General features: G+C 40.3%; 18 protein-coding genes. 14 read left to right on the plus strand and 4 right to left on the minus strand.

What is annotated here, in order from left to right; genetic code table 11:
* Positions 1-326 precede the first annotated feature (326 nt).
* The 6 genes from clpB to FTV03_RS09245 all read left to right on the plus strand — a co-directional run bounded on the left by clpB (position 327) and on the right by FTV03_RS09245 (position 8,772).
* Positions 327-2,906 (plus strand): ATP-dependent chaperone ClpB, encoded by a 2,580-nt coding sequence (gene clpB / locus FTV03_RS09220; protein WP_180026445.1) that lies wholly within the window; start codon positions 327-329, stop codon positions 2,904-2,906.
* Between the two features lie 231 nt (positions 2,907-3,137).
* A complete protein-coding gene (locus FTV03_RS09225; protein ID WP_180041133.1) occupies positions 3,138-3,968 on the plus strand; it encodes a hypothetical protein in 831 nt (276 codons plus the stop codon).
* The gene (locus FTV03_RS09230) at positions 3,968-5,518 is read left to right on the plus strand and encodes a GH3 auxin-responsive promoter family protein (protein ID WP_180041135.1); all 1,551 of its coding nucleotides are present in this window, start codon (positions 3,968-3,970) and stop codon (positions 5,516-5,518) included. The genes FTV03_RS09225 and FTV03_RS09230 overlap by 1 nt, the downstream gene beginning before the upstream one ends.
* A gap of 1 nt (position 5,519) precedes the next feature.
* Positions 5,520-6,686, plus strand: coding sequence for a GNAT family N-acetyltransferase (locus FTV03_RS09235; RefSeq protein WP_180041137.1), 1,167 nt, complete (start codon positions 5,520-5,522; stop codon positions 6,684-6,686).
* Between the two features lie 128 nt (positions 6,687-6,814).
* Entirely contained in the window at positions 6,815-8,116 is a 1,302-nt protein-coding gene (locus FTV03_RS09240) for a DUF945 family protein (RefSeq protein WP_180041138.1), read from the plus strand.
* Between the two features lie 233 nt (positions 8,117-8,349).
* Positions 8,350-8,772, plus strand: a complete 423-nt coding sequence (locus FTV03_RS09245) for a hypothetical protein (RefSeq protein ID WP_168377771.1) — start codon at positions 8,350-8,352, stop codon at positions 8,770-8,772.
* Between the two features lie 41 nt (positions 8,773-8,813).
* On the opposite strand, the gene rlmKL is transcribed toward FTV03_RS09245, so the two are convergent.
* Complete coding sequence (rlmKL, locus tag FTV03_RS09250; RefSeq protein WP_078188622.1) at positions 8,814-11,018, minus strand: bifunctional 23S rRNA (guanine(2069)-N(7))-methyltransferase RlmK/23S rRNA (guanine(2445)-N(2))-methyltransferase RlmL; 2,205 nt, start codon at positions 11,016-11,018, stop codon at positions 8,814-8,816.
* A 221-nt stretch (positions 11,019-11,239) separates the two neighbouring features.
* Here rlmKL and FTV03_RS09255 point away from each other — a divergent pair, with 221 nt between their 5' ends.
* The 5 genes from FTV03_RS09255 (at position 11,240) to FTV03_RS09275 (ending at position 17,075) form a co-directional block, all read left to right on the plus strand.
* On the plus strand, positions 11,240-11,596 hold the full coding sequence (locus FTV03_RS09255) for a hypothetical protein (RefSeq protein WP_180041140.1): 357 nt from the start codon (positions 11,240-11,242) through the stop codon (positions 11,594-11,596).
* A gap of 369 nt (positions 11,597-11,965) precedes the next feature.
* Complete coding sequence (locus tag FTV03_RS09260; RefSeq protein WP_180041141.1) at positions 11,966-12,982, plus strand: aspartate carbamoyltransferase catalytic subunit; 1,017 nt, start codon at positions 11,966-11,968, stop codon at positions 12,980-12,982.
* 9 nt (positions 12,983-12,991) lie between these two features.
* Positions 12,992-14,227: a dihydroorotase gene (locus tag FTV03_RS09265; protein ID WP_180041142.1), complete on the plus strand. Its 1,236-nt coding sequence runs from the start codon at positions 12,992-12,994 to the stop codon at positions 14,225-14,227.
* Between the two features lie 222 nt (positions 14,228-14,449).
* On the plus strand, positions 14,450-15,925 hold the full coding sequence (locus FTV03_RS09270) for an OmpA family protein (protein WP_180041143.1): 1,476 nt from the start codon (positions 14,450-14,452) through the stop codon (positions 15,923-15,925).
* Between the two features lie 121 nt (positions 15,926-16,046).
* Positions 16,047-17,075 carry a DUF1311 domain-containing protein gene (locus tag FTV03_RS09275; RefSeq protein ID WP_180041144.1) on the plus strand — a complete coding sequence of 343 codons (1,029 nt, stop codon included), beginning with the start codon at positions 16,047-16,049 and terminating at the stop codon, positions 17,073-17,075.
* A 49-nt stretch (positions 17,076-17,124) separates the two neighbouring features.
* Here the strand turns inward: FTV03_RS09275 and FTV03_RS09280 are convergent, their stop codons facing one another.
* Positions 17,125-17,571 (minus strand): universal stress protein, encoded by a 447-nt coding sequence (locus FTV03_RS09280; protein WP_078188616.1) that lies wholly within the window; start codon positions 17,569-17,571, stop codon positions 17,125-17,127.
* A 141-nt stretch (positions 17,572-17,712) separates the two neighbouring features.
* Positions 17,713-18,156, minus strand: coding sequence for a universal stress protein (locus FTV03_RS09285; protein WP_180041145.1), 444 nt, complete (start codon positions 18,154-18,156; stop codon positions 17,713-17,715).
* A 311-nt stretch (positions 18,157-18,467) separates the two neighbouring features.
* Between FTV03_RS09285 and FTV03_RS09290 the strand changes: the two genes are divergently transcribed.
* The 3 genes from FTV03_RS09290 (at position 18,468) to FTV03_RS09300 (ending at position 20,463) form a co-directional block, all read left to right on the plus strand.
* Complete coding sequence (locus tag FTV03_RS09290; protein ID WP_180041146.1) at positions 18,468-19,475, plus strand: alpha/beta hydrolase; 1,008 nt, start codon at positions 18,468-18,470, stop codon at positions 19,473-19,475.
* Between the two features lie 81 nt (positions 19,476-19,556).
* Entirely contained in the window at positions 19,557-19,901 is a 345-nt protein-coding gene (locus FTV03_RS09295) for an SMR family transporter (protein WP_180041147.1), read from the plus strand.
* 1 nt (position 19,902) lies between these two features.
* Positions 19,903-20,463: a TetR/AcrR family transcriptional regulator gene (locus tag FTV03_RS09300; protein ID WP_180041148.1), complete on the plus strand. Its 561-nt coding sequence runs from the start codon at positions 19,903-19,905 to the stop codon at positions 20,461-20,463.
* Positions 20,464-20,809: 346 nt separating this feature from the next.
* Here the strand turns inward: FTV03_RS09300 and FTV03_RS09305 are convergent, their stop codons facing one another.
* Positions 20,810-21,979: a benzoate/H(+) symporter BenE family transporter gene (locus FTV03_RS09305; RefSeq protein ID WP_180041150.1), complete on the minus strand. Its 1,170-nt coding sequence runs from the start codon at positions 21,977-21,979 to the stop codon at positions 20,810-20,812.
* Positions 21,980-22,114 lie beyond the last annotated feature (135 nt).

The raw sequence follows: 22,114 nt of genomic DNA on the forward strand, positions 1-22,114 counted from the left end.
ATTTTGCATGTGACTTGTTCCACTTTAGATATTTGTTTAAGATGAGATGTAACTCATTGAAATGTGTCATCATATTCGTCGTCAGAAAACAAGTATTATGCCATTATTTCAATGAGTTATCTTTTTTTGTCGTGTACAAAGAATAAAGTACTAAATTCTTCAATAAATGACTTGAAAAGTATTCTATTTATACCAATATTATAATTGAGATTTATCTTTATCTTAAAATTAACTCATTGAAAAATATTTAAAAAATGTATTTGAAATTTTAAATATGACTCCCATATATGCTTCAAGTACAGAATTTGTTGTGAGGAATAACAAGAATGCGATTCGAAAAATTCACAAACCGTTTGCAGCAAGCATTATCCGATGCCCAATCTTTAGCAATGGGGAAAGACCATACAGCCATTGAAGGAATCCATATTCTTTCGACATTGCTTGAAGAGCCTTCGAACCAAAGCTTGTTACAACAGGCAGGTGCTAATCTTCCTGAGTTAAAAACCAAACTTCAGCAAGCCCTACAGGATACCGCCACCATTGCTACGCCGACAGGGGACATCAACCTAAATCCTGAAGCAGTCAAGGCGCTGAATTTAGCTGACAGTTTTGCTCAAAAAGCTGGAGATGAGTTTCTTTCTACAGATTGGGTGATTCTAGGTTTAGCTGAAACGGGTAAAACCAAAACCTTATTAAATAGTGTAGGCGTAACGACAGATAAATTACGCAATGCAATTGAACAAATACGAGGCGGTGAACAAGTCATGAGTAATAACCACGAAGATCAACGTGATTCACTCAACAAATATACCTTAGACCTCAATGCACGTGCATTAGAAGGCAAGTTAGATCCAGTTATTGGTCGTGACGAAGAGATTCGTCGTACCATTCAAGTTTTATCGCGTCGTAGTAAAAACAACCCGGTATTGATTGGTGAGCCGGGTGTGGGTAAAACTGCAATCGTTGAGGGCTTAGCACAGCGTATCGTCAATGGCGAAGTTCCTGAAAGTCTGAAAGGTAAACGTGTACTTTCACTTGACTTAGGTTCATTGCTTGCAGGTGCAAAATACCGCGGTGAATTTGAAGAACGTCTTAAAGCAGTTCTAAAAGATTTAGCCAAATATGATGGCGAGATTATTCTTTTCATTGACGAATTACATACGCTTGTTGGCGCAGGTAAAGGCGATGGTGCAATGGATGCTGGTAACATGCTTAAACCTGCATTAGCGCGTGGTGAGCTACGCTGTGTAGGTGCGACGACACTTGATGAATATCGTCAATATATCGAAAAAGATGCGGCTCTAGAACGTCGTTTCCAAAAAGTGATCGTTGATGAACCGAGTGTGGAAGATACCATTGCGATTTTACGTGGTCTAAAAGACAAATATGCAACCCATCATGGTGTGCAAATTTTAGACTCAGCGATTATTGCTGCGGCAAAAATGTCGCACCGTTACATCACAGATCGTCAGTTACCAGACAAAGCCATTGATTTGATTGATGAAGCAGCATCACGAATTAAAATGGAAATTGACTCAAAACCTGAGCCATTAGACCGTTTAGATCGTCGCCTAATTCAATTGAAAATGCAACTTGAAGCCGTGAAAAAAGATGCAGATTCAGTCTCAAAAGCTGAAGTTGAGCACCTAGAGAAACAAATTGCTGAAGTTCAAAAAGAATATAGTGATTTGGAAGAAGTGTGGATTGCGGAAAAACGTTTGGTTGACGGCACGAATCAGGCTCAAATCGAGCTAGATAAAGCACGTACTGCCTTTGAAAAAGCACAACGTGAAGGTGATTTAGCAGAAGCGAGCCGTTTGCAATATGGCGTTATTCCTGAGTTGCAAAAACGCTTGAATGAAGAAGAAGTCGCCGAGGTGAACGAAGAACCGAAACTGATTCGTACCAAAGTCACAGAAAATGAAATCGCTGAAGTGGTAAGTGCGGCTACAGGTATTCCTGTTGCGAAAATGTTGCAAGGTGAACGTGAAAAACTCTTACATATGGAAGAGTTCTTACATAACCGTGTAGTGGGTCAAGATGAAGCTGTCGTAGCAGTGTCGAATGCGGTGCGTCGTTCTCGTGCAGGATTATCCGATCCAAACCGCCCAAGTGGTTCATTCTTATTCCTTGGGCCTACAGGTGTAGGTAAAACTGAGTTAACCAAAGCGCTAGGTAATTTCTTATTTGACAGTGATGATGCGATTATTCGTATCGACATGTCAGAGTTTATGGAAAAGCATTCGGTGAGCCGTTTGGTAGGTGCGCCTCCGGGCTATGTGGGCTATGAAGAAGGCGGTGTATTAACTGAGGCTGTACGTCGTAAACCTTATAGTGTGGTGTTGTTTGATGAGGTTGAAAAAGCACATCCAGACGTCTTTAACATCTTGCTTCAAGTGTTGGATGATGGTCGACTAACAGACTCACAAGGTCGTGTGATTGATTTCAAAAACACCGTGATCGTGATGACCTCGAACTTAGGTTCAACCGATGTTCGTGAATTAGGTGAAAACCCGTCGAAAGACGAAGTTCGTGCTGTGGTGATGGCTGCTGTCTCGGAACATTTCCGTCCAGAATTTGTGAACCGTATTGATGAGTTGGTGGTTTTCCACTCTTTACAAAAAGCGCAAATTCGTGGCATTGCGGATATTCAGTTGGATCGCTTACGTTCTCGTTTGGCAGATAAAGACATGAGTCTGGCGGTTGAAGATAGTGCCTTTGAATTACTTATCGATGCTGGTTTTGACCCTGTGTATGGCGCACGTCCTCTGAAACGTGCTATCCAACAACAAGTTGAAAATACATTGGCACAGAAAATCTTATCAGGTGCTTTCCAACCGGGCGATACGATTGTCGTTCAAGCGGAAGGAGATCACCTAACTTTTGAAAAGTTAAAACTCAACTAAAAAGCACAAATCTGCTACATCCAGTTGTAAAAACAGAAACCCGGTTTAGGCCGGGTTTTTTAATTTTACGCTTGTCGTAATTTTCGTTTAAATACGTAAAGTTCATTGCATTTCATCATTTTCACCCACTAATATGACGCCCGCACGCATCCAACGAGATGGCTGTGTTCTGTAAAACAAAAACAATATCGCGCGTTCATCAAGAATGAATGGCAACAGGAAATTATGATTATGATGGAATTTAAACTGCTTAGGCAGATCAAAAAAGAACCTTATAGTTTATATAAACATACTGGTGACATCACTGTTCAAGAACTCAAATGCATGTATGGTATTTATCAAAAGTATTATGCCAATACCCGTTATGAAATTTTTGAACGCGACTTCTTAGAAAAAACCGGTGTTTTTTTTATTATTGAACCGAAAAATAATCAAATTGTCGGATTTTCGACGGTTATGGAACGTGACTTTGTTGTTGATGGTAAAGCCCGACATGCTTTTTTCAGTGGAGATACCATTATTGAGAAAGAGTATTGGGGAAATCGTGCATTAACTAGAGCAATGTTCCGTTATATTATTAGTTTTAAATTTCGTCATCCAAGAACCCCTGTATATTGGATTTTAATCTCTAAAGGCTTTAAAACTTATCTGCTCTTAGCCAATAACTACTACAGCTACTATCCACACTATGGTGAGAAAAATGCTCATCTCAAAGACTTTGTTGAATCGTACTGTAAAGAATACTTCTCAGAATATTATAACCACGAAACGGGTCTGCTGAATTGTGGCGAAGACTATCAACCACTCAAAGCAGATGTTGCGCCCATCACCCATGAAATGCGCGAAAATAATACCAAGATAGCTTTCTTTGAAGATAAGAACCCAACTTGGGTCGATGGAACAGAACTTCCGTGCATTGGTGAATTACGCTGGAGCGATTTATACCGTTATGTGAATCGATTCTTAACCAAGACCACCAGTGTGAGCAAACATGATAGCAAGTTACGTTATAAATCACGTACATTACATATTGCGACAGGTTCTGACTCGAAGGTGGCCTAATGGGATTGCTTCTCACCACTGCACATCAAGTTTTGAATATTGCCTGCCGCAAAGCGTTTCAACGCTATACACAGCAGGCAAATCAGCTAGAAAATGTGCAACGTAAAAAATTAAGCCATTTTTTAAAGCAGCACATTTCGCAAAATTTAAGCTATGAGCAATTTGCCAAAAAGTATCCGCTTTCTCGTTATAGCAATTGGAAAAGCCAAATTGAACAATCCAGACAAAGTGGCAAAAATAGTTTGGGGCCTGAAAAAATTGTACGGTTTCAACCGACCAGTGGGTCGAGTGAAGCAATTAAATTCATTCCCTATACTCAGGCTTTTTTAGATGAACTGGATGAGGCTATTGGTTTATGGCTGACTAATTTATATCTGACACACCCACAACTTAAAAATTCAACGCATTATTGGTCGGTTTCATGGTTGCCTGAAAGCCAGCGAAAGCTTTTAGAAAATAGTAATTTAAATGATGACAGTGCGCTGCTTAATCTGTCGAAGCGAGTGTTGAGTAAAATTACTCAATCGGTACCGACTGAAATTGCGATGGCAAATTCAGCCGAAGATGCCATGTTTGCAACCGCGGTGTATCTCGTTGCAGATAAGCATTTAGGCATGATTTCGGTATGGAGTCCTACATTTGCTTTGCAATTGTTGGATATCATTCAAGAACATCAAGCTGAAATTGTGCAGGTCTTGAAAACTGGACAATGGCAACGTGAGGGTTTGAGTTTTCTGCAAGTTCCTAAATCTTGTCAACAATGCTATCGCTTACAAGACTTGGATTTAACCCAAGCAACGGCGTGGAAAAAACTGTGGCCTAAACTCAGTCTGGTTTCGAGTTGGGATACAGCGAGCGCAGAGCAATGGGCAGTACAGCTACAGCAACGAATTGCAGGGGTGGCATTTGAGGGTAAAGGTTTATGGGCAACTGAAGGCGTAGTGACGATTCCATTTGCAGAGCGTTTTACCTTAAGTTATCAGTCACATTTTTATGAATTTATTTTGCAAGACAGCCAAAAAGTGGTGCCATCGTGGCAACTGAAAGTAGGTGATATTGTTAGTCCTGTGATCACGACAGGTTCAGGATTAATTCGTTATGTGATTGATGATGAATTAGAAGTCACAGACTTTTATCAGCAAGTGCCATGTTTCGAATTTTTAGGTCGTAAAATGACAGTAGATTTGGTCGGAGAAAAGCTCGACCACAATGCTGCAGTTAAAGTGCTTGCAGAGTTTAAACAAGCGGATTATTTGCCGATTAGTATCTTGGGTATCGAACAATGTTCGGTTAAAAAACCGCACTATATTTTACTCAGTGAAGGCAATGTAGATAAACAACCATCCGCTCAAGCACTAGACCGTTTGCTTAAACATAATTTTCATTATGAATTGGCACGCGATCTAGGGCAGTTGGATGAACCTGAAGTGGTACATGTACAAGATGCTTGGGACTACTACAAAACACTAGCCATGAACAATGGCATGATTGAAGGGAATATTAAGCCTGAGCCGCTTAAGAAAATGAAAACAAAAATAATTGAGTATTGAGATGGATATCGATGTGTTAGATGCACCGTTCGACGAAACGGCGTTATATCATTCAAAGAATGAGACTAAGTTTGCGGTTCGAAATGCGACTGTCGAAGATGATGAGCAACTAATGAAAATTAGTGCAGAGACTATGCCAAGCAATGGCATCACATTATCTTATGCGCGTCACCCCAGTTATTTTGATGCCAGCCACGCACAGTATAATCGTCCAGATTTAAAAGTGGTTGTCCCTGTGGAAGATCCATCTATCGTGATTGCGATGATGAATTTGGGATGGCGTTATTGTTATATCAATGGTCAGCCTGACCTGATGCGTTATGTCGCCGATTTAAGAATGAATCCAGCGTATCGTGGTGCTAAAGTCATGCGCTTATTGATGGACTATCTCCATGATGAAATACCACAAGACACGATTTTTGAAAGTGTGGTTTTAAACGACAATATTGTCGCTGCCAGTATTTTACATCATGAAAGATCTGGATTTCCGCTGCCATATTTTTATGATGAAATTCGAACCTTTACCGTTTCACAGGCAGTGAAACCAAAAACTTTCAATCAATATCAATTTAAAACCCTGACTGCTGAACGTGTAGATGAAGCGAATGATTTCATTTTAAAAATGAAAGACCATTATAATTTTTTACCTAGCTATGATTTTAATGCTTTAGTAGATGGTCAAAATCCATTTTGGGCATGCTTAAATCTAGATGACTTCTATTTGATTTACGATCAGCACAATCAGTTGGTTGGACTTTATGGCTTATGGAATCAAAAAAGTTTTAAACAAACTCGAGTGATCGATTATTCAAGGTCATTAAAGTTGATGAAACCTTTTTATAATGCCTATGCCAGTGTGCGTGGTGTTTTATTACTGCCAAAAATTCATGGAACCTTTGATTATTTAATGTTGCATAGTCCGCTATGTCATCCTGAACATCTGGACGTATTTGCAAGTTTGATTTTTCATGCAAAACAGCAGACAAAGCAACGTGGTAAAGAAACCTATTGTATTACTTTGGCAGAGAAGGACCCGCGTATTGAGTGGATGAAAAATACGACCTCACATGTGTTAAAAGCCAAGCACTATTTTCATAGTTTTAAAGCCAATCCATACGCTGCTTTTGATCGTAAACGTATTAGTTATTTTGAAGTTGGGCGTATATAGAGGAAGTGATAACGATCAAAAAATCAATTAAAACTGCCAAATCAATCATTTAAAATCATTCTAATTGTGTACTTATGTAACTGAGTTCTTCAGTATACTGCGCAAAGAATAATCAGAATGAGAAAGACATGTCGAAGTTGATGTGGGGAATTGGCAGTTTAGCGGTGCTTTCAGCAGCAGTGGTGGGAGGGAATTTATATGCAGATAAATCTCTTGCCCAATTTTATACACAGAATAATTGGTCCGCAGCTGTACAAGATGTTGATGTAAAGTACAGCAATTATCAAATGGGCTTGATGGGTGGAACAGTCGATTGGGTATTAACCCTGAAAACAGACCCGTGTAAACCCAAAGAAGTGATTGTGTTGAAGGGAACCGATCAGATTCAACGTGGGTTGAAAGGCTATAACATCAACTCTAACTTTAAGATTGTTCAACAACAAAGTACGTCCGAATATGCCAAGCTTTTTGGTACGGACTTAACGGCAAAAACCTTGGTCAATTGGATTGGTCAAAGTAAAACAGATTTACAGATTCCTGCATTTAAAACGACTGCACAAGGTGCAACGGTACAAGCTGATGCCAGCCAATTGCAAATTCGAATCAATAGTTTACCAGGGCAAGCCACTAAGGTATCTGAGCTTTCAATCCATTTACCTGTGGTTCGGTTGAGTGAAGGTCCAATGCAAACCATGGTGCAAAATTTTTCGATGAAGACCAATCAAGGTTTAAATCAGGAAAATCTTGAAAATGGTTTTCTTGAAATCCAAGCGGCTTCTATCAAACGTTTAGATCAAAAGTTCTCAGGCGGCATGCGTGGTATGCAACTGCGTTGGGAGACCGAACTAAATAAACATGATGTGGACTTTGAAGGCTACTTAAAAGCTGATGAGATGGATTTCCCAGGTTCACCGGTCACCAAAGATCTCGCACTGAATTTGGCATTGCATAAAGTTAATCTAGATAAAGTTCGTGCATTTAGTGAACTTTTGCATCAGGTGGAAAATTCCTGTGATGCAGTGGGTGAATCAAGTGAAGAAATGACTCAAGCTTTCTTAGCTATCGCAAGCCAAGGTTTTGATTTTGAGTCTAAAGATAACTCGATCAGTATTGGTGGAGGTAAAGCCTCTGCAAATGTCGTGGGGAAAGTCATGCCGGGTCACCATGCCTCAATGGAGTCTTTTATTAAAATGGTGCCGAGCTTACTGGATTTTCAAGCAGACTTAAGTTTTGATAAAAATATGATGACTGCAATCATGAATAACTTTTTGCAATTACAGGGCAAAAGTTTGTCAGGACAGGAAGCTGAAGCCATGTTTGCTGGTTTTGAAACATCAGGGCAAGGCAAGCGCGATGGCGATAACATGGTCATGAGTATGCAATATAAGTTCGGTCAAAAGCTTTTTGGTCAAGCCATACAAAAGAAATAAGCAACAAGTCGTTAGTCGTTTAGTTTGAAAATATAAAACCGTCATTGATTGACGGTTTCATATTTTTAGCTGCGGAATCATGATGTTCACTTTATCGGAACACAGCGGCCTAGCCATTGTTGAACAGTTGAAAAGTTGCTAGCGTCAATGGGCAACTAGCCAATCAAAACAACAATAGGAAAGACACGATGTCACACGATTATTTTTTTAGACGGAAACTTGTTCAATCATCCATGCCTAAATGTTCTTGGGTAAAACATAGTCTTATTAGTAGCATTTTTCTGATCGCTGTTCAGTCTACCGCTTTTGCGGGTACTTCAATTTCAGATCAGCGTTTGTCGAATGAAACGCAAGGTAAAAAACAGTTTAGTGAAGAAACCTTAGATATTATTGAGAGTGAGGCAGCTAAACCCAAAGAAGAGCAGCAGCAAAATTCAAATCATAAATCTAATCGTAATAATAAGATCATTCAGGAGGCCCAGCTTGAAGGTTCAACTATGAGTGATTATTTGCTTCAAAAGAAAAGGGCAGCGGATCAGGTCGGGTTAATACAATCTCCAGAAGTAGCACCGATTAACCGTATCGTGCTGCAAGAGCGACACGAAAATATTCGAGTAACGTATCCAGATGGCGTCGTGGTTGAAATGAAGCACTGACGTGCTTCATTTCATAGATCAGGAATTTCTAAAGTTAAACCTTAGATTTGTGGATGAGTGATTTTCCATGCACGGTGAATTTTGGTATTACGTTTAAAGTCTAGGCCAATGGTTTCATTGCTGATTTCTTCAACGTCAAACATTGCCATGATCACATCGTCCATCTCAAAACCACGGTAGTTGTTTGAGAAGTAAAGCGTTCCGTCAGTGGTTAAACGGTTCATGGCACGTTTAAGCAAAGACATATGGTCGCGTTGGACATCAAACGTACCATAGAACTTTTTAGAGTTAGAGAATGTTGGTGGGTCAATAAAGATCAGGTCATATTGCTCGTGACCTTCTTTCAACCATTCAAAACAGTCGCTAGAGAAGAACTGATGTTGTTCATCTGCATGATCTACTGTCAAACCATTCAGTACAAAGTTCTCTTTAGACCAGTTTAGGTAGGTATTTGACAAATCGACACTGGTCGTACTTGCTGCACCGCCAAGCGCTGCATGTAAGCTCGCTGTAGAGGTATAGCTATATAAGTTCAGGAAGTGTTTACCTTTGGCTTCTTTGGCAATACGTAGACGCATTTGACGATGGTCAAGGAACAAACCTGTATCGAGGTAGTCTGTTAGGTTCACCAAAATCTTTGCTTTGCCTTCTTGAACGATAAAACGTTTAGACGCGGTACTTTGTTTGGTGTACTGATTTTTACCTTCTTGGCGGGCACGTGTTTTAATGAAAATCGCATCACGACCTAAGCCTGTCACTGCACGAATCGCTTGAAGTGCTAAGTTAAAGCGTTTTTTGGCTTTTTCCGGGTCAATTTTTTTCGGTGGTGCGTATTCTTGTACGTGTAAACGATCACCATACAAATCTACCGCGACATTAAAGTCTGGCAAATCGGCATCATATAAACGTAGACAGAAAATATTTTCTTTAACTGCCCATTTTTTAAGATTCTGCATGTTTTTTTGCAGACGGTTAGTAAAGTCTTCTGCACCTTCAATTTTTTCAAATTGTTGAGGTTCCCAATGCTCGAGGAAAGGCTTTTGAACTGCCGCAGGTTTGACTGTACCAAAACGGACGTAAATTGGCAGCTTACCATTCATCAAACGCAAAATTTGCGGATCATTAAAGGCAAGGACATCGGCCTGTTCAACTTGTGCTGCAATAATCGCAGCAGGCTGGTTCGGAAAGTTTTTTTGTAATAATGCTGATAGACCTAAATACAGTGCGCGGTTAGAGGCTTTATCACCTAAACGCTCGCCGTATGGAGGGTTGGTGACAACAAAGCTTTTCTTACCCGTCGCTTGGAAATCTGGCCAGTCCGCAAGTGTACGTTCTTCAATCTTAATTTGATCAAGTACAGATTCGAAACCTGCCGCGATAATATTTTGTTTAGTCGCTTTTACCGCTTCCCAGTCGGCATCAAATGCATAGAATTGTGGGAGAGGGTTTTCAAGTGCAGCTTTATGACGTTCAGCAGCTTCGCCTTTGATCGACATCCAAAGTTCATGGTCATGACCATTCCAACCATTAAAACCAAAACGACGAACAAGGCCTGGCGCGCGGTCAGTCAAAATCATTAAAGATTCAATGATAAATGTCCCTGAACCACACATTGGGTCCAAGATAATATCGGGTTGATGCTGTTTAAGTTTTGCTTTCTGTAAGATGGCAGCCGCTAAGTTTTCTTTAATCGGTGCATCTGTCATGTAGCGACGGTAGCCGCGTTTATGCAGAGAGTCACCTGATAAATCTAAGCAATAAGTATGTTCAGTTTTGCCAGCTAATACATACAATGTAATTTCAGGTTGCTTAATGTCAATGCTAGGACGTTTGCCCACAGCTTCCATAAAGGAATCGACCACACCATCTTTGACACGTAAAGTTGCGAACTGAGAATTGACTTTGATGTCACGTTCGATATGTAAACGAACGGCAAATGTACTTTGTGGTGCAAAAATAAGTGACCAGTCAAAGTTTATTGCACCTTCATAGAGCTCTTCCGCTACATCACGTGCATCATGTGTGAACTCTAATTCATGTGTATGAATGGGGGTGAGTACACGTGAAGCCAAACGTGACCACATGCAAATACGGTATGCATCTTCAAGTGTGCCTTTGAATACAAGACGACCCGGGAACTGTTCAATATTTTGAACACCTAAACCTTCAATTTCCTCGCGGAGTAAGGTTTCCAGTCCATCTGCACAGGTAACCCAATATGTAGAAAGACGCGGTTTCGAATTCATGTAAATTTCCAAAGGCAAAAAAGCAATCGCATATTTTAACGTATTTTCGGGGATTTGGGCGGACGATATTGCGCTGAAACTGGAGAAATATCGGTAGATTTGAATGACTTTATCAAATTTATTCTGTGTACATTGTGAGAAATATCACTTAATGGTACAAAAATTGCTATAACTCTGATCAAAATTCGATCTTTATAATATTGATATCATTGGGGGTATTTATGACAGGGCTGGCAATCAATAGTCAATCAAACGCATTTTCAATCGCCACTTTAATTTACGCGCGTTTACGTCGTGTGTCAGGTCGGGTTATTGACGCGTTATATGTGGTAGAGAACGCAGAATATGCACGCTTTGTTTCTAACTTGGCTTTGGAAACGGCTGATCCTGAATTATCTCGTTTAGTTGCACGTTTATATAGTGAGTTGAATTTGCATGAAGTTGCAGTTTCAGCACCAGAAGAACCAATAGTTAGCTCAGTTCAATCTGAAACAGCTGAAATTTTAATGAGCGAACCGACTGCGGAAGACATCTGTAAAGCGCAGGTTGCGCATCGTTATATTGGCGCATTGCGTTAACTCAATCCTGCTGTGAGCAGCGGCATATATTTCCTGCTGCGCGCAGCCTGACGTATCAACCTTCTTTCATGTTTCAGGAGTTGTTGAACTGTGCAGAAGACGGTTGTTTATAGCTGAACTTTATTTTTTTTGAAAGTATCCAATTCAATTAAAAATAAAGGTGGATTGAAGTCCTGTTTGAAGGCTTTTTGAAAGGGTAAAGGTGAAGTTTAATTTAAAACGTTTAATTTATCTAATTGAAATGATAGATAGGAATTTGAAAATTCATTTTGAATAACATCATACGTTTGCATTGAACGTTGAAAACTTCAACTGCCATTTGCCAAGATTCTCTGTATAATGCGTTAACTTAACGATAAGGAATCTCTCATGCACTTGGCGGCATTGCATACACCGAGCCAGATTCAACTCAACCAAGATGGTAACTTAAAACATTTCCTCACCATCGAAGGCCTTTCTAAAGAAACTCTCACAAAAATATTGGACACTGCACAGTCCTTTTTTAATGACCAAAATCAGCTGATTACCAACAACCTTTTAGAAGGTCGTACGGTAATGAACCTGTTTTTTGAAAATTCAACACGTACCCGTACCACTTTTGAAGCGGCAGCAAAACGTCTGTCTGCAAACGTATTGAACATTGATATTGCACGTTCAAGTACATCAAAAGGCGAGACACTACGCGATACCTTGTGGAATTTAGAAGCGATGGCGACCGACATTTTTGTGGTTCGTCATTCATCGTCAGGTGCGCCACACTTTATTGCGAAAGATGTATGTCCGCATGTGGCAATCATCAATGCTGGCGATGGCCGTCATGCGCATCCTACGCAAGCCATGTTGGATATGTTGACGATTCGCCGCGAAACCAAAAAGAATTTTGAAGACATTTCCATTGCCATTATTGGTGATATTAAGCATTCTCGAGTTGCCCGCTCAGATGTCGCTGCATTGCAAACATTAGGCTGTAAAGATATTCGTGTGATTGCGCCAAATACTTTGCTGCCTTACGGTTTTGATGATTATGGCGAAGGCATTCGTCTGTTCAACAATATGGAAGACGGCATTCAAGACTGCGATGTGATTATTACTTTACGTATTCAAAACGAACGTATTGATTCTCCTGCGCTGTCATCTCAAGCCGAATTCTACAAAATGTATGGTTTGAATAAAGAGCGTCTGGCTTTGGCTAAACCTGACTGCATCGTGATGCATCCGGGACCAATGAACCGTGGTGTTGAAATTGACTCAAGTATTGCCGATGGCACTCAGTCAGTGATTTTACATCAGGTGACCAATGGTATTGCGGTGCGTATGGCAGTACTGGCTTTGGCAATGCAAGGTCAGTTGCAAGAAAAAGGTTTAATTGAAGCGATTGCGGTTTAAGGGATAGTCATGAGTATTGTTAAAGTTGAAAATGTACGTGTCTTAGATCCAATCAATCAAACTGACAGCGTACAGACAGTTTATATTGAAAATGGCCGATTGGTTGCCGAAAGCAATGCCGCTGAAACCATTGATGGTCAAGGCAAATGGCTGATGCCAAGTATGGTTGACCTTTGCGCGCGTTTACGAGAGCCGGGTCAGCAGCAACACGGTACTTTAAAGTCAGAAGGTAAGGCTGCGCGTGCGAATGGTATTTTGCATGTGTTTACGCCGCCTGACTCTAAACCGATTGTGCAAGACAATGGTGCATTGATTCATGGCCTGGTAGAAAAAGCCATGATTGATGGTGGCATTTATCTGCAGGTGATTGGCGCGCAAACTCAAGGCTTGTTAGGCAAGCAGCCTGCGAATATGGCGGGTTTGAAAAAAGGTGGCTGTACTGCGGTATCGAATGCTAATGCGCCATTTATGGACGATGATGTGGTGATTCGTACCTTGGAATATGCTGCGGGTCTGAACATGACCGTTGTGTTCTATGCCGAAGAACCGCAGATTGCCAAAGATGGCTGTGTGCATGAAGGCTTTGTCGCATCTCGTCAAGGTTTACCGATGATCCCTGCATTAGCGGAAACCGTAGCCATTGCAAAATATTTACTGATGATTGAAGCTACTAAAGTGCGTGCGCACTTTGGTCTGTTGTCATCAGGCGCATCTGTTGAATTGATTAAACATGCCAAAGCAAAAGGCTTACCGGTGACTTGCGATGTAGCCATGCACCAATTGCATTTAACTGATCAGTTGATCGACGGCTTTAATTCACTTGCGCATGTGCGTCCGCCGCTGCGTTCTGAGCAAGATAAAGACTTGCTCCGCCAAGCAGTGAAAGACGGTGTGATTGATGCAATTTGTACGCATCATGAGCCGCTGAGCAGCTCAGCGAAAATGGCGCCATTTGCTGAAACACAGCCCGGTTTTACTGCATTTGATACCTATGTACCTTTTGGTATTCAATTGATTCAAGAAGGCCTATTAAGCCCACTGGAATGGGTTGAGAAAGTTACACTCGCACCTGCTAAAGTAGCCAATATGCAACAACGTTGGGCGGATGAAGCGGGCTGGGTACTGGTTGATCCAGAGCATGAATGGACCATCAATAAAGACACGATTGTGTCAAATGGTAAGAACACACCATTAATTCAGCACACAGTCAAAGGCAAAGTGCTTCAAGCTTTTTATGCTGTTTAAGCTGAAGCTCAACATGGAAAATGTTGAGTCCTAGCATTTTAATTTCATATCTAAAAAGTCAGCTTCAGCTGGCTTTTTTTTATGAGGATTGAAATTAATATATTGAAAATAAAAAGAAATTAACGCGCTGATAAGTCCGAACAAATTATTACATTTGATCAAAAAATAAGCATATAAACTAAAGTACACATGAAAATAATGACAACTGCATGGAGTACAAATATGAATATAGACTTATTAGCGCTGATTAAGCAGCACGTCTCCTCGATTGTGCTGGACGGTGATACACAATATTTAACTGAAAAAAATTCAGCCATTAGCCAATTTATTCCATTCCTGTTAAATATTTTTCGATCCAAACCTGAATTTATTGATGCCTTTCAAAAACAGTTAAATCCACGAATTAGTGATATTTTCTCGGCGAATCCCACATTAAAAGATCAATTTCTGCAACATCTTGGTGGCGGTGCTGCTCCAGCGTCAGAAATAGAGCAGACCTTGAATCATTCGATCGCCCCAACCATAGGGGTGCTTGAAAATGAAGCGGGTTCATCTGATCCCGTCGCAATCACGCATTTACTCGATAGTCATGCAGATAGCATTTTGGCAGCACTCCCACAATGGGCTGTACCTTTACTCGCAGGTTTAGGGATAAACACAGCAGCCGGTCGTACATTACACCAAGCGCCTACCGTTGAACCAACGCCTGTTATCGTTGAAGAAAAACGCTCGAATTGGTTATTGCCGATTATTGCGCTGCTTATATTATTGGGTCTGATCGCATTTTGGTTTAAGTCTTGTACCAATAAACAAGAACCAACCACCTCTGCAACAACGGTTGCACAGCCTGCGGCATCTCAGCCAGCACATTTGCAATTTAGCACTGGTGCGGATGGGCAGTTAACCAACTGTCAAATTCAAACAGGTGATTCAAACTATCTTGAAATTTTGCAGCAACAAGTCAAACAGATCTTTAACTTTAATACGGGCTGTGGTGCAACATCCGATGCCAGTTACCATACTCAATTTATTGATCAAGATACCATTCCAACGGTTCTGCAAAAACTTAAAGGTGTGCCAAATACCACTTTAACCTGGACCGAAAATCAGTTATCGATTTTGTCGCAAAATCCTGCGGATGCTCAAAACCTTGCCAATCAAATTAAGCCTTTAGCAAAAAATATGACGGTATTGGTTCAAGAAGGCGTGAGCGAACAAACTGCAGTAGATAACAGTATTACTGATGCACAAAAAGCATTAGCGAGTATTAACCCTGAACAAGTTCGTGCGCTAGATGTTGCGACTGCGCTGAACTTACAAATTATTAATTTTGCGACAGGTTCATCTGATATTCCTGACGTGAATAAATCGATTTTGGATCAAGCGGCAGCGTTAATGCAGCGCGCTACAGAAGTACATCTGACTGTACAAGGTCATACCGACGCTGTGGGTAATGCGGAAGCGAATAAAGCTTTATCGCAAGAGCGTGCACAAGCTGTGGTGGATTATTTGGTGTCGAAAGGCGTTGATCCTGCACAGCTTCAAGCGGTGGGTTATGGTCAAGAAAAACCGGTAGCAGAAAACAGCACCAAAGAAGGTCAATTCAAAAACCGACGTATTGAGTTTGAAGTTTTAAATACTGAGAATGGCAAAGTACGAGATGTTACCAATGAAGGCGTGACTGAAAAGACCAATTAAAACCGTACTAAATGAGATGATATATAAAAAATCCCTGCACATGCGGGGATTTTTCTCGTCAAAGCGCTGTAATTTTGAGTAAAATACGCCCGAAGAATAAAATCATAATGGTACTTATACAATGAAAAAAATAGTCATCACGAGCCTCATGTTGTCTGCGGCATTGATATCCGGCTGTGATAATTTTAAAAATAAAAAAGATACTGAAGCCAAAACGGAAGCGCCTGCTTTGGAAGATTGGAGTTGTACTGCACAAGCCAATATTGACCAATTGCAAGATCACTTAAAAAACGAATATCTCAAAGAATTAAACAAAGAAATACGTCAGTCCGATTATGAAGCTGATCAGCAACTCATGGATCTGATTGTAAAAAATCTAAAATTTAACATTCAAAATGTCACGACTTTAACTGAAGACCCTAATAAAGCCAAAACATTGGAATGTAGCAGTCAATTGTTGGTGGTTTTCCCTAAAGGATTACAAAAGCGTGCTGAAAATGCCTTTGCTGAACGACCATGTGATGAAGGCTGTGAAGAGCGTGGTAATTATACTTTGAATGATTCTCTCGAAGATGGTGAGTCAGGCTTAAGCATGGACAATGATCAGCTCAAAGGGAACTTTAGCTATAGCATCACTAAAACGGACAAAGATGGTTTAAGTTTAAGTGTCCCAAGTCAAAATGACGTAATTGATAGCGTTGTAACAGTGACACGTCATGCGGTGCTATATGCGGCATATAGTGCTCAAAATAAGCGAGACGAAGAATCCTATCAGCAAGGGATGGAGAGTCAATCTCAACAAATGAGCCTTGCACAAAAGGCGATGGATATTCGTAAGAAAGAGCTAGATCAGGATAATGCCAAAGTGGTGGACCGTCTCAATCAGACGTGGGATCGTTTTAGTGATGAACAAAAGGCGCAGTTGCAGCAAGATCAAGCAGACTGGTTTGAAAAGCGTGATATCGACTGTAAAGTGCTTGCACAAAAAAGTGTTTATTCATTAAATGAAAGTGAAAAAGAGACTTATCAAAAGCATTCGCAATACTGGGATGAGGCGATGAATACGCAAAATCAAGAGTTGCAATATACCAAATGCTTTAATCAGAAAACTACAGAACGAATTGTATATTTAAACAACGTTTTTAATTGATCTAAAAGAAGAAAAGCCCTCAATTGAGGGCTTTTCTTTGAATCTTAGTTTATTGCTTGATGATCAAAACAGGAATTGGGCACTGCGTTAAAATATTTTGTGCTACGCTGCCCAGCATGGCTTTTTTCAAACCTGTGCGTCCATGCGAACCCATGATGATTAAGTCTGCAGAGATTTCATCAGCCACTTGTAAAATCCCTTCAGTTGGCGATACACCATGAATCAAACGGGTTTTAACCTCGATACCATCGCGTACAAAGGTTTGTTTGATATCTTCTAAACGCAGCTGAGCACTTTTTTCAGCTTGCATAAAATATTCAGTGATTGCGGGTGCAACAGCATAGAAATCGACACCAACAAATGGATCAACAGCAACAACACTGACAATGGTCACTTGTGCATTTTGACTTTTAGCCAAGCTGAGTGCATGTTCAACAGCAGAATATGAAATTGGAGATTCATCCACAGGGACTAAAATTTGTTGATATTGACTCATATCTGCTTCCTTAATATTTTAAATGTTATCAATCTAATCTTGCTCTATTCACGATATTGTATGAATTAGACAAAAGGGTAAGCTTATTAGTGAAGGGTGTGCTGAATACAAAAAAGCCCACATTGTGTGGGCTTGGTCATCTTAAGCTTTTACAACCAACACGGGTAATTCAGTATTGCTGAGTACATCTTGTGCGAAGCTGCCGAGCAGCATTTTCTTAAATCCTTTGCGACCATGTGAACCCATCACGATCAAATCAGCTTTGACTTCATTGGCTGCATCTACTACACCTTCAGCAGAAACTTGGCCTTTAATAATCTTACTTTGTGCTTCTACGCCCACTTCAGTTGTAATTTGCACAGCTTCTTTTAATGCGGATTCTGCATTTGCATAAGCTTGTACGAAATATTCTTTCATGATTGATGAAGAATAATAGAAGTCTGCATCGGTAAATGGGTCTTCAGCAACAAGGCTGATTAAAGTGAGTTGGCTGTTAAACGCCTTGGCAATAATTGCAGCTTTTTTAACTGCAGAAAACGAGATTTCTGAACCATCGACAGGTACTAAAATGTTTTGATATGACATGGAACAATCTCCTGTAATTTTGCTTTTAAACCCTATAGATTATTGATAACACATTGTCGTGAATGGTTCAATTTATTAATCTAAAAAATATTGTAAATTCATAAAATTACATAAATTAATGTCGATAAGTCGTCAAATAAATCTGAGCGAAAAACTCGGACTTTGCTCAAAAAATATTAAAATAAAATCGACTAATTTTCTCGGATTTTGAGCCTAAAAGATCAATATGAACTTTATAAAAATAAGCCTAAACTATATACAGTTTTAAATCTTAGATTTATAACAGAATTGATGCGATTGGATAGTTAGATATGTCATATAAAGTAGGGTTGGTTGTACTCAGCATGTGTTCAGTGTTGCATTTGTCTGGTTGTCAAAACACGCAAAGCAGTACCAAAGTGATTGCAGGTGCATTTAACTTATCGACACAAGTCCAAAAGACCTTTATCAACCTACATGCACCTGACAATGTTATTGTGCAGTCAAATATTCAATATCTACTAAATCCAAATTTAAGCTTGGATATCTATCAACCTGAAACAAGTACGGTTATTGCACCCAGACCAACAATTGTTTGGATCCACGGGGGCGGTTGGGTCTCTGGCTCAAAAGAACATGCAGGGGGATATTTTAAACGGCTCGCAGCCCAAGGCTATAATGTGGTTTCTGTTCAATATCAGTTTGCACCTGACGCCATTTATCCCACACAGCTCAACCAAATAGATGCAGCACTGACGTTTTTGAATCTACATGCAGCACAATATGGCATTGATTCGCAAAATATGTATTTGGCAGGGGATTCTGCAGGTGCAAATATGGCCAGTCATTATGCCGCCTTGGTTACGAATCCAGATTTTGCGAAAGCGTCAAAGATTCAACCTGTATTAAAGCCTTCACAGCTTAAAGGGCTGATTTTGCATTGTGGTATTTATGATTTAAACAGCTTTGTAAATACTGCACCCGCAGAGATTGGACTGATCGAGTGGGGCGTCTATAACTTAGTTCAGGCGTATACCGGAGACAAAAAAGATGATGCCGAGTTTTTAACGCATATTTCAACAGCCTCAAATATTAATGCAAATTATCCGCCTGTACTTATCAGCGGTGGCAATAAAGATTTTTTAACCAAAACGCAATCTGAGCCTTTTGTAGAAAAATTGAAGGCAAATAATGTACCTGTGACAGCGGTTTTTTATCCAGATTCGAAAGAATATTTGGTACATGAATATCAATTTATGATGAGTAAAAAGGCCAGTCAGCAGACCTTTGATCGCACTTTAGAATTTTTGCAACAACACGTACAGTCCGTTAAAAATTAAAAATAGGCTTAAAATGCTTGCAGAATAATCTCTAACTTAATAACATACCTACCAGTTGGTATGTTTATTTTGGAATGATTAATGAATTCGGTAACATTGGCCTATGGCTTACTGTCATTGGCGATTATCTCAGAAGTAATTGGTTCGATATTTTTGGTGAAGTCCGAAGGGTTTACCAAACTTGCGCCTTCATTGGCTGTCGCAGTTTTATTCTGTTTGGCATTTTATTTATTGTCTCAGGTGATTAAAGTCATACCACTTGGTATTGCTTATGCCATTTGGGCGGGTGTTGGTATTGTTTTAACTGCACTAATTGGCTACTTTATCTTTCGTCAAAGTTTAGACCTCCCAGCCATGTTAGGGATAGGCCTGATTGTTTCAGGTGTGGTCGTGATCAACCTGTTTTCAACTTCAGCTGGACATTAATATGGATAATCCGCATCAGCGCAAGAAAGAGCCTCAACTGATACGCCAAAGTATTTTGCAGCACGCAATCCGTCTTGCTGCTGATAAAGGTGTTAATGGGGTGTCGATTCAAGCCGTTGCGGATTTAGTTGGGGTTACAAAAGGTGGTGTATTTCATCATTTTTCAAATAAGCAAAAGCTCTTAGAGTCCATGATTGTGATGCTTTTGGCTCAATTAGACGAGGTCGTTGACCGATTAATTGACGAAGACCCTGAGCCATACGGTCGTTTTACCCGTGCTTATATTGAAATTACCTTAGAAAAACAAATCATGGGTTTGCAACAGTCATGGTCCGCGATTTCGATGACCATGCTGACTGATAAAACTTTTAATGAATATTGGATCGAATGGATGAACTCACGTTTAGAGCGACATCATCAGACCGATTCGGATATAAAACTCAAAATTGTTCGTTATGCAGCTGATGGTATTTGGCTCACCGCTTTTACAGAAGTGGAAGACGAAAGTGAAACCCAATTATTAAAACAAGAACTGATCGCCCGAACGTATCGAGCGAAATAGATTAAATAACTGATGTTATAAACGTAAAAGTAATTACGCATTTTTAAAATGATTTTTAAGTCTATTCGACGGAGTCTTACATCTAGGGATTGAATAGATGGATTAGCCTTCGGCTGGAGGTACTCTTACGAAACGTTGTTTCTCATTCGGCAAAATGAGAAGCGCGCTTCGTAAGGAAACCATCTTGCGGAGCATTGCTCCCCACCGCAAAACTCGTTCACTAGTGTCTAATTATTCAAAATATCGCAAAAATATTTTTGATTAGAAGTAGTCCTATCTCAAACACTTGCGGATGACGTTACCGTGTATCATTCTTTTATTTGAAGCAAATTATTTAACTGAGGACTTAATTTCTTTTATATTTGAAAATAGCATGCACGACTAAACCAAAGACCAAACCCCAAAATGCAGAGCCAATACCAAAAAACTGTACGCCCGATGCACTAAACAAGAAGGTGAGTAGAGCGGCTTCACGTTCGCTAGCTTCTTGGAAAGCAATGACGATGTTGTGTCCAATGGTGCCAAGTAGGGCAATCCCTGCTAAAGCGGTAATAAACACCAGTGGAAAAGCGGTTAAGAAACTCACCAAAGTGGCTGCAAACAGGCCCATCAAAATATAAAAAAAGCCACAGGTCATACCTGCGATATAACGTTTTTTCTCATCGGGGTGGGCTTGGTCATCTAGACTGATGGCCGCACTAATCGCAGCAATATTGACACTAAAACATCCAAATGGCGCGAGTAGCGTTTGGGCTGTCCCAGTCCAACCAATTAGTTGATTAACGTGGGGTTGATAACCATAACTTTTAATCATAGCTAAACCCGGTAAATACTGAGAGGCCATATTGATTACAAAGAGTGGTAACGCCAAACCCAGTATTGCTGAGATCGAAAATTCAGGTGTAACCCAAACCGGCTGTGCGAGTTCTAAATTAAGCGCCGGTAATTGAAAGTCAAGTAATAATGGACAAAGCATGATGCCAATAATCACTGTGATGACAATGCTATAACGCGGTAATAATCGTTTACTGAGGACATAAGCCGCCAGTAAACCAAGAACGAATGCCCATTCATTTTGTAAACTGACAAATAGCTCAATGCCAAATTTTAGAAGTACGCCCGCCAACATTGCACTGGTTAGAATTTGCGGGATATAGCGCAGTATTTTTTCAAAAATGCCTAAAAATCCGAGTACTGCTGTCAATAGGCCACAGACCAAGAAAGCACCTAGGGCGGCATTCATGCTGTAACCATTTGCAGTCGCTAAAATCAGTGCCAGTCCTGCAGTGGACCATGAAGTCGCAACGGGATATTTAAATTTCCAAGACAGAATCAGCCCGCTTAAGCCGATACCCAAACCTAGAGCCCAAAACCAAGAGGTTATTTCTGCAGTGTTGGCACCGAGCAATTGTGCGGATTGGATCACCAAAACAGCCGAGACACTGATCCCGACTAAGAATGTAATAAAACCTGCAAAAGCGGCTGGAATGGAAAAGTCTTGGAGTAGTTTTTGCATAATGATCGAGCTATGAGTATTGTTGGCGCAGATTTAAGATGACATTTTTCAGGATGATACGCTCAAGTCCTGTACAGTAAAAGTGCTCATCGAGATATTATGGAAATACTTTATTTATTCACAAACGACACTTTA

The organism is Acinetobacter sp. YH12218, assembly GCF_013417925.1.
Classification (GTDB): Bacteria; Pseudomonadota; Gammaproteobacteria; order Pseudomonadales; family Moraxellaceae; genus Acinetobacter; species Acinetobacter amyesii.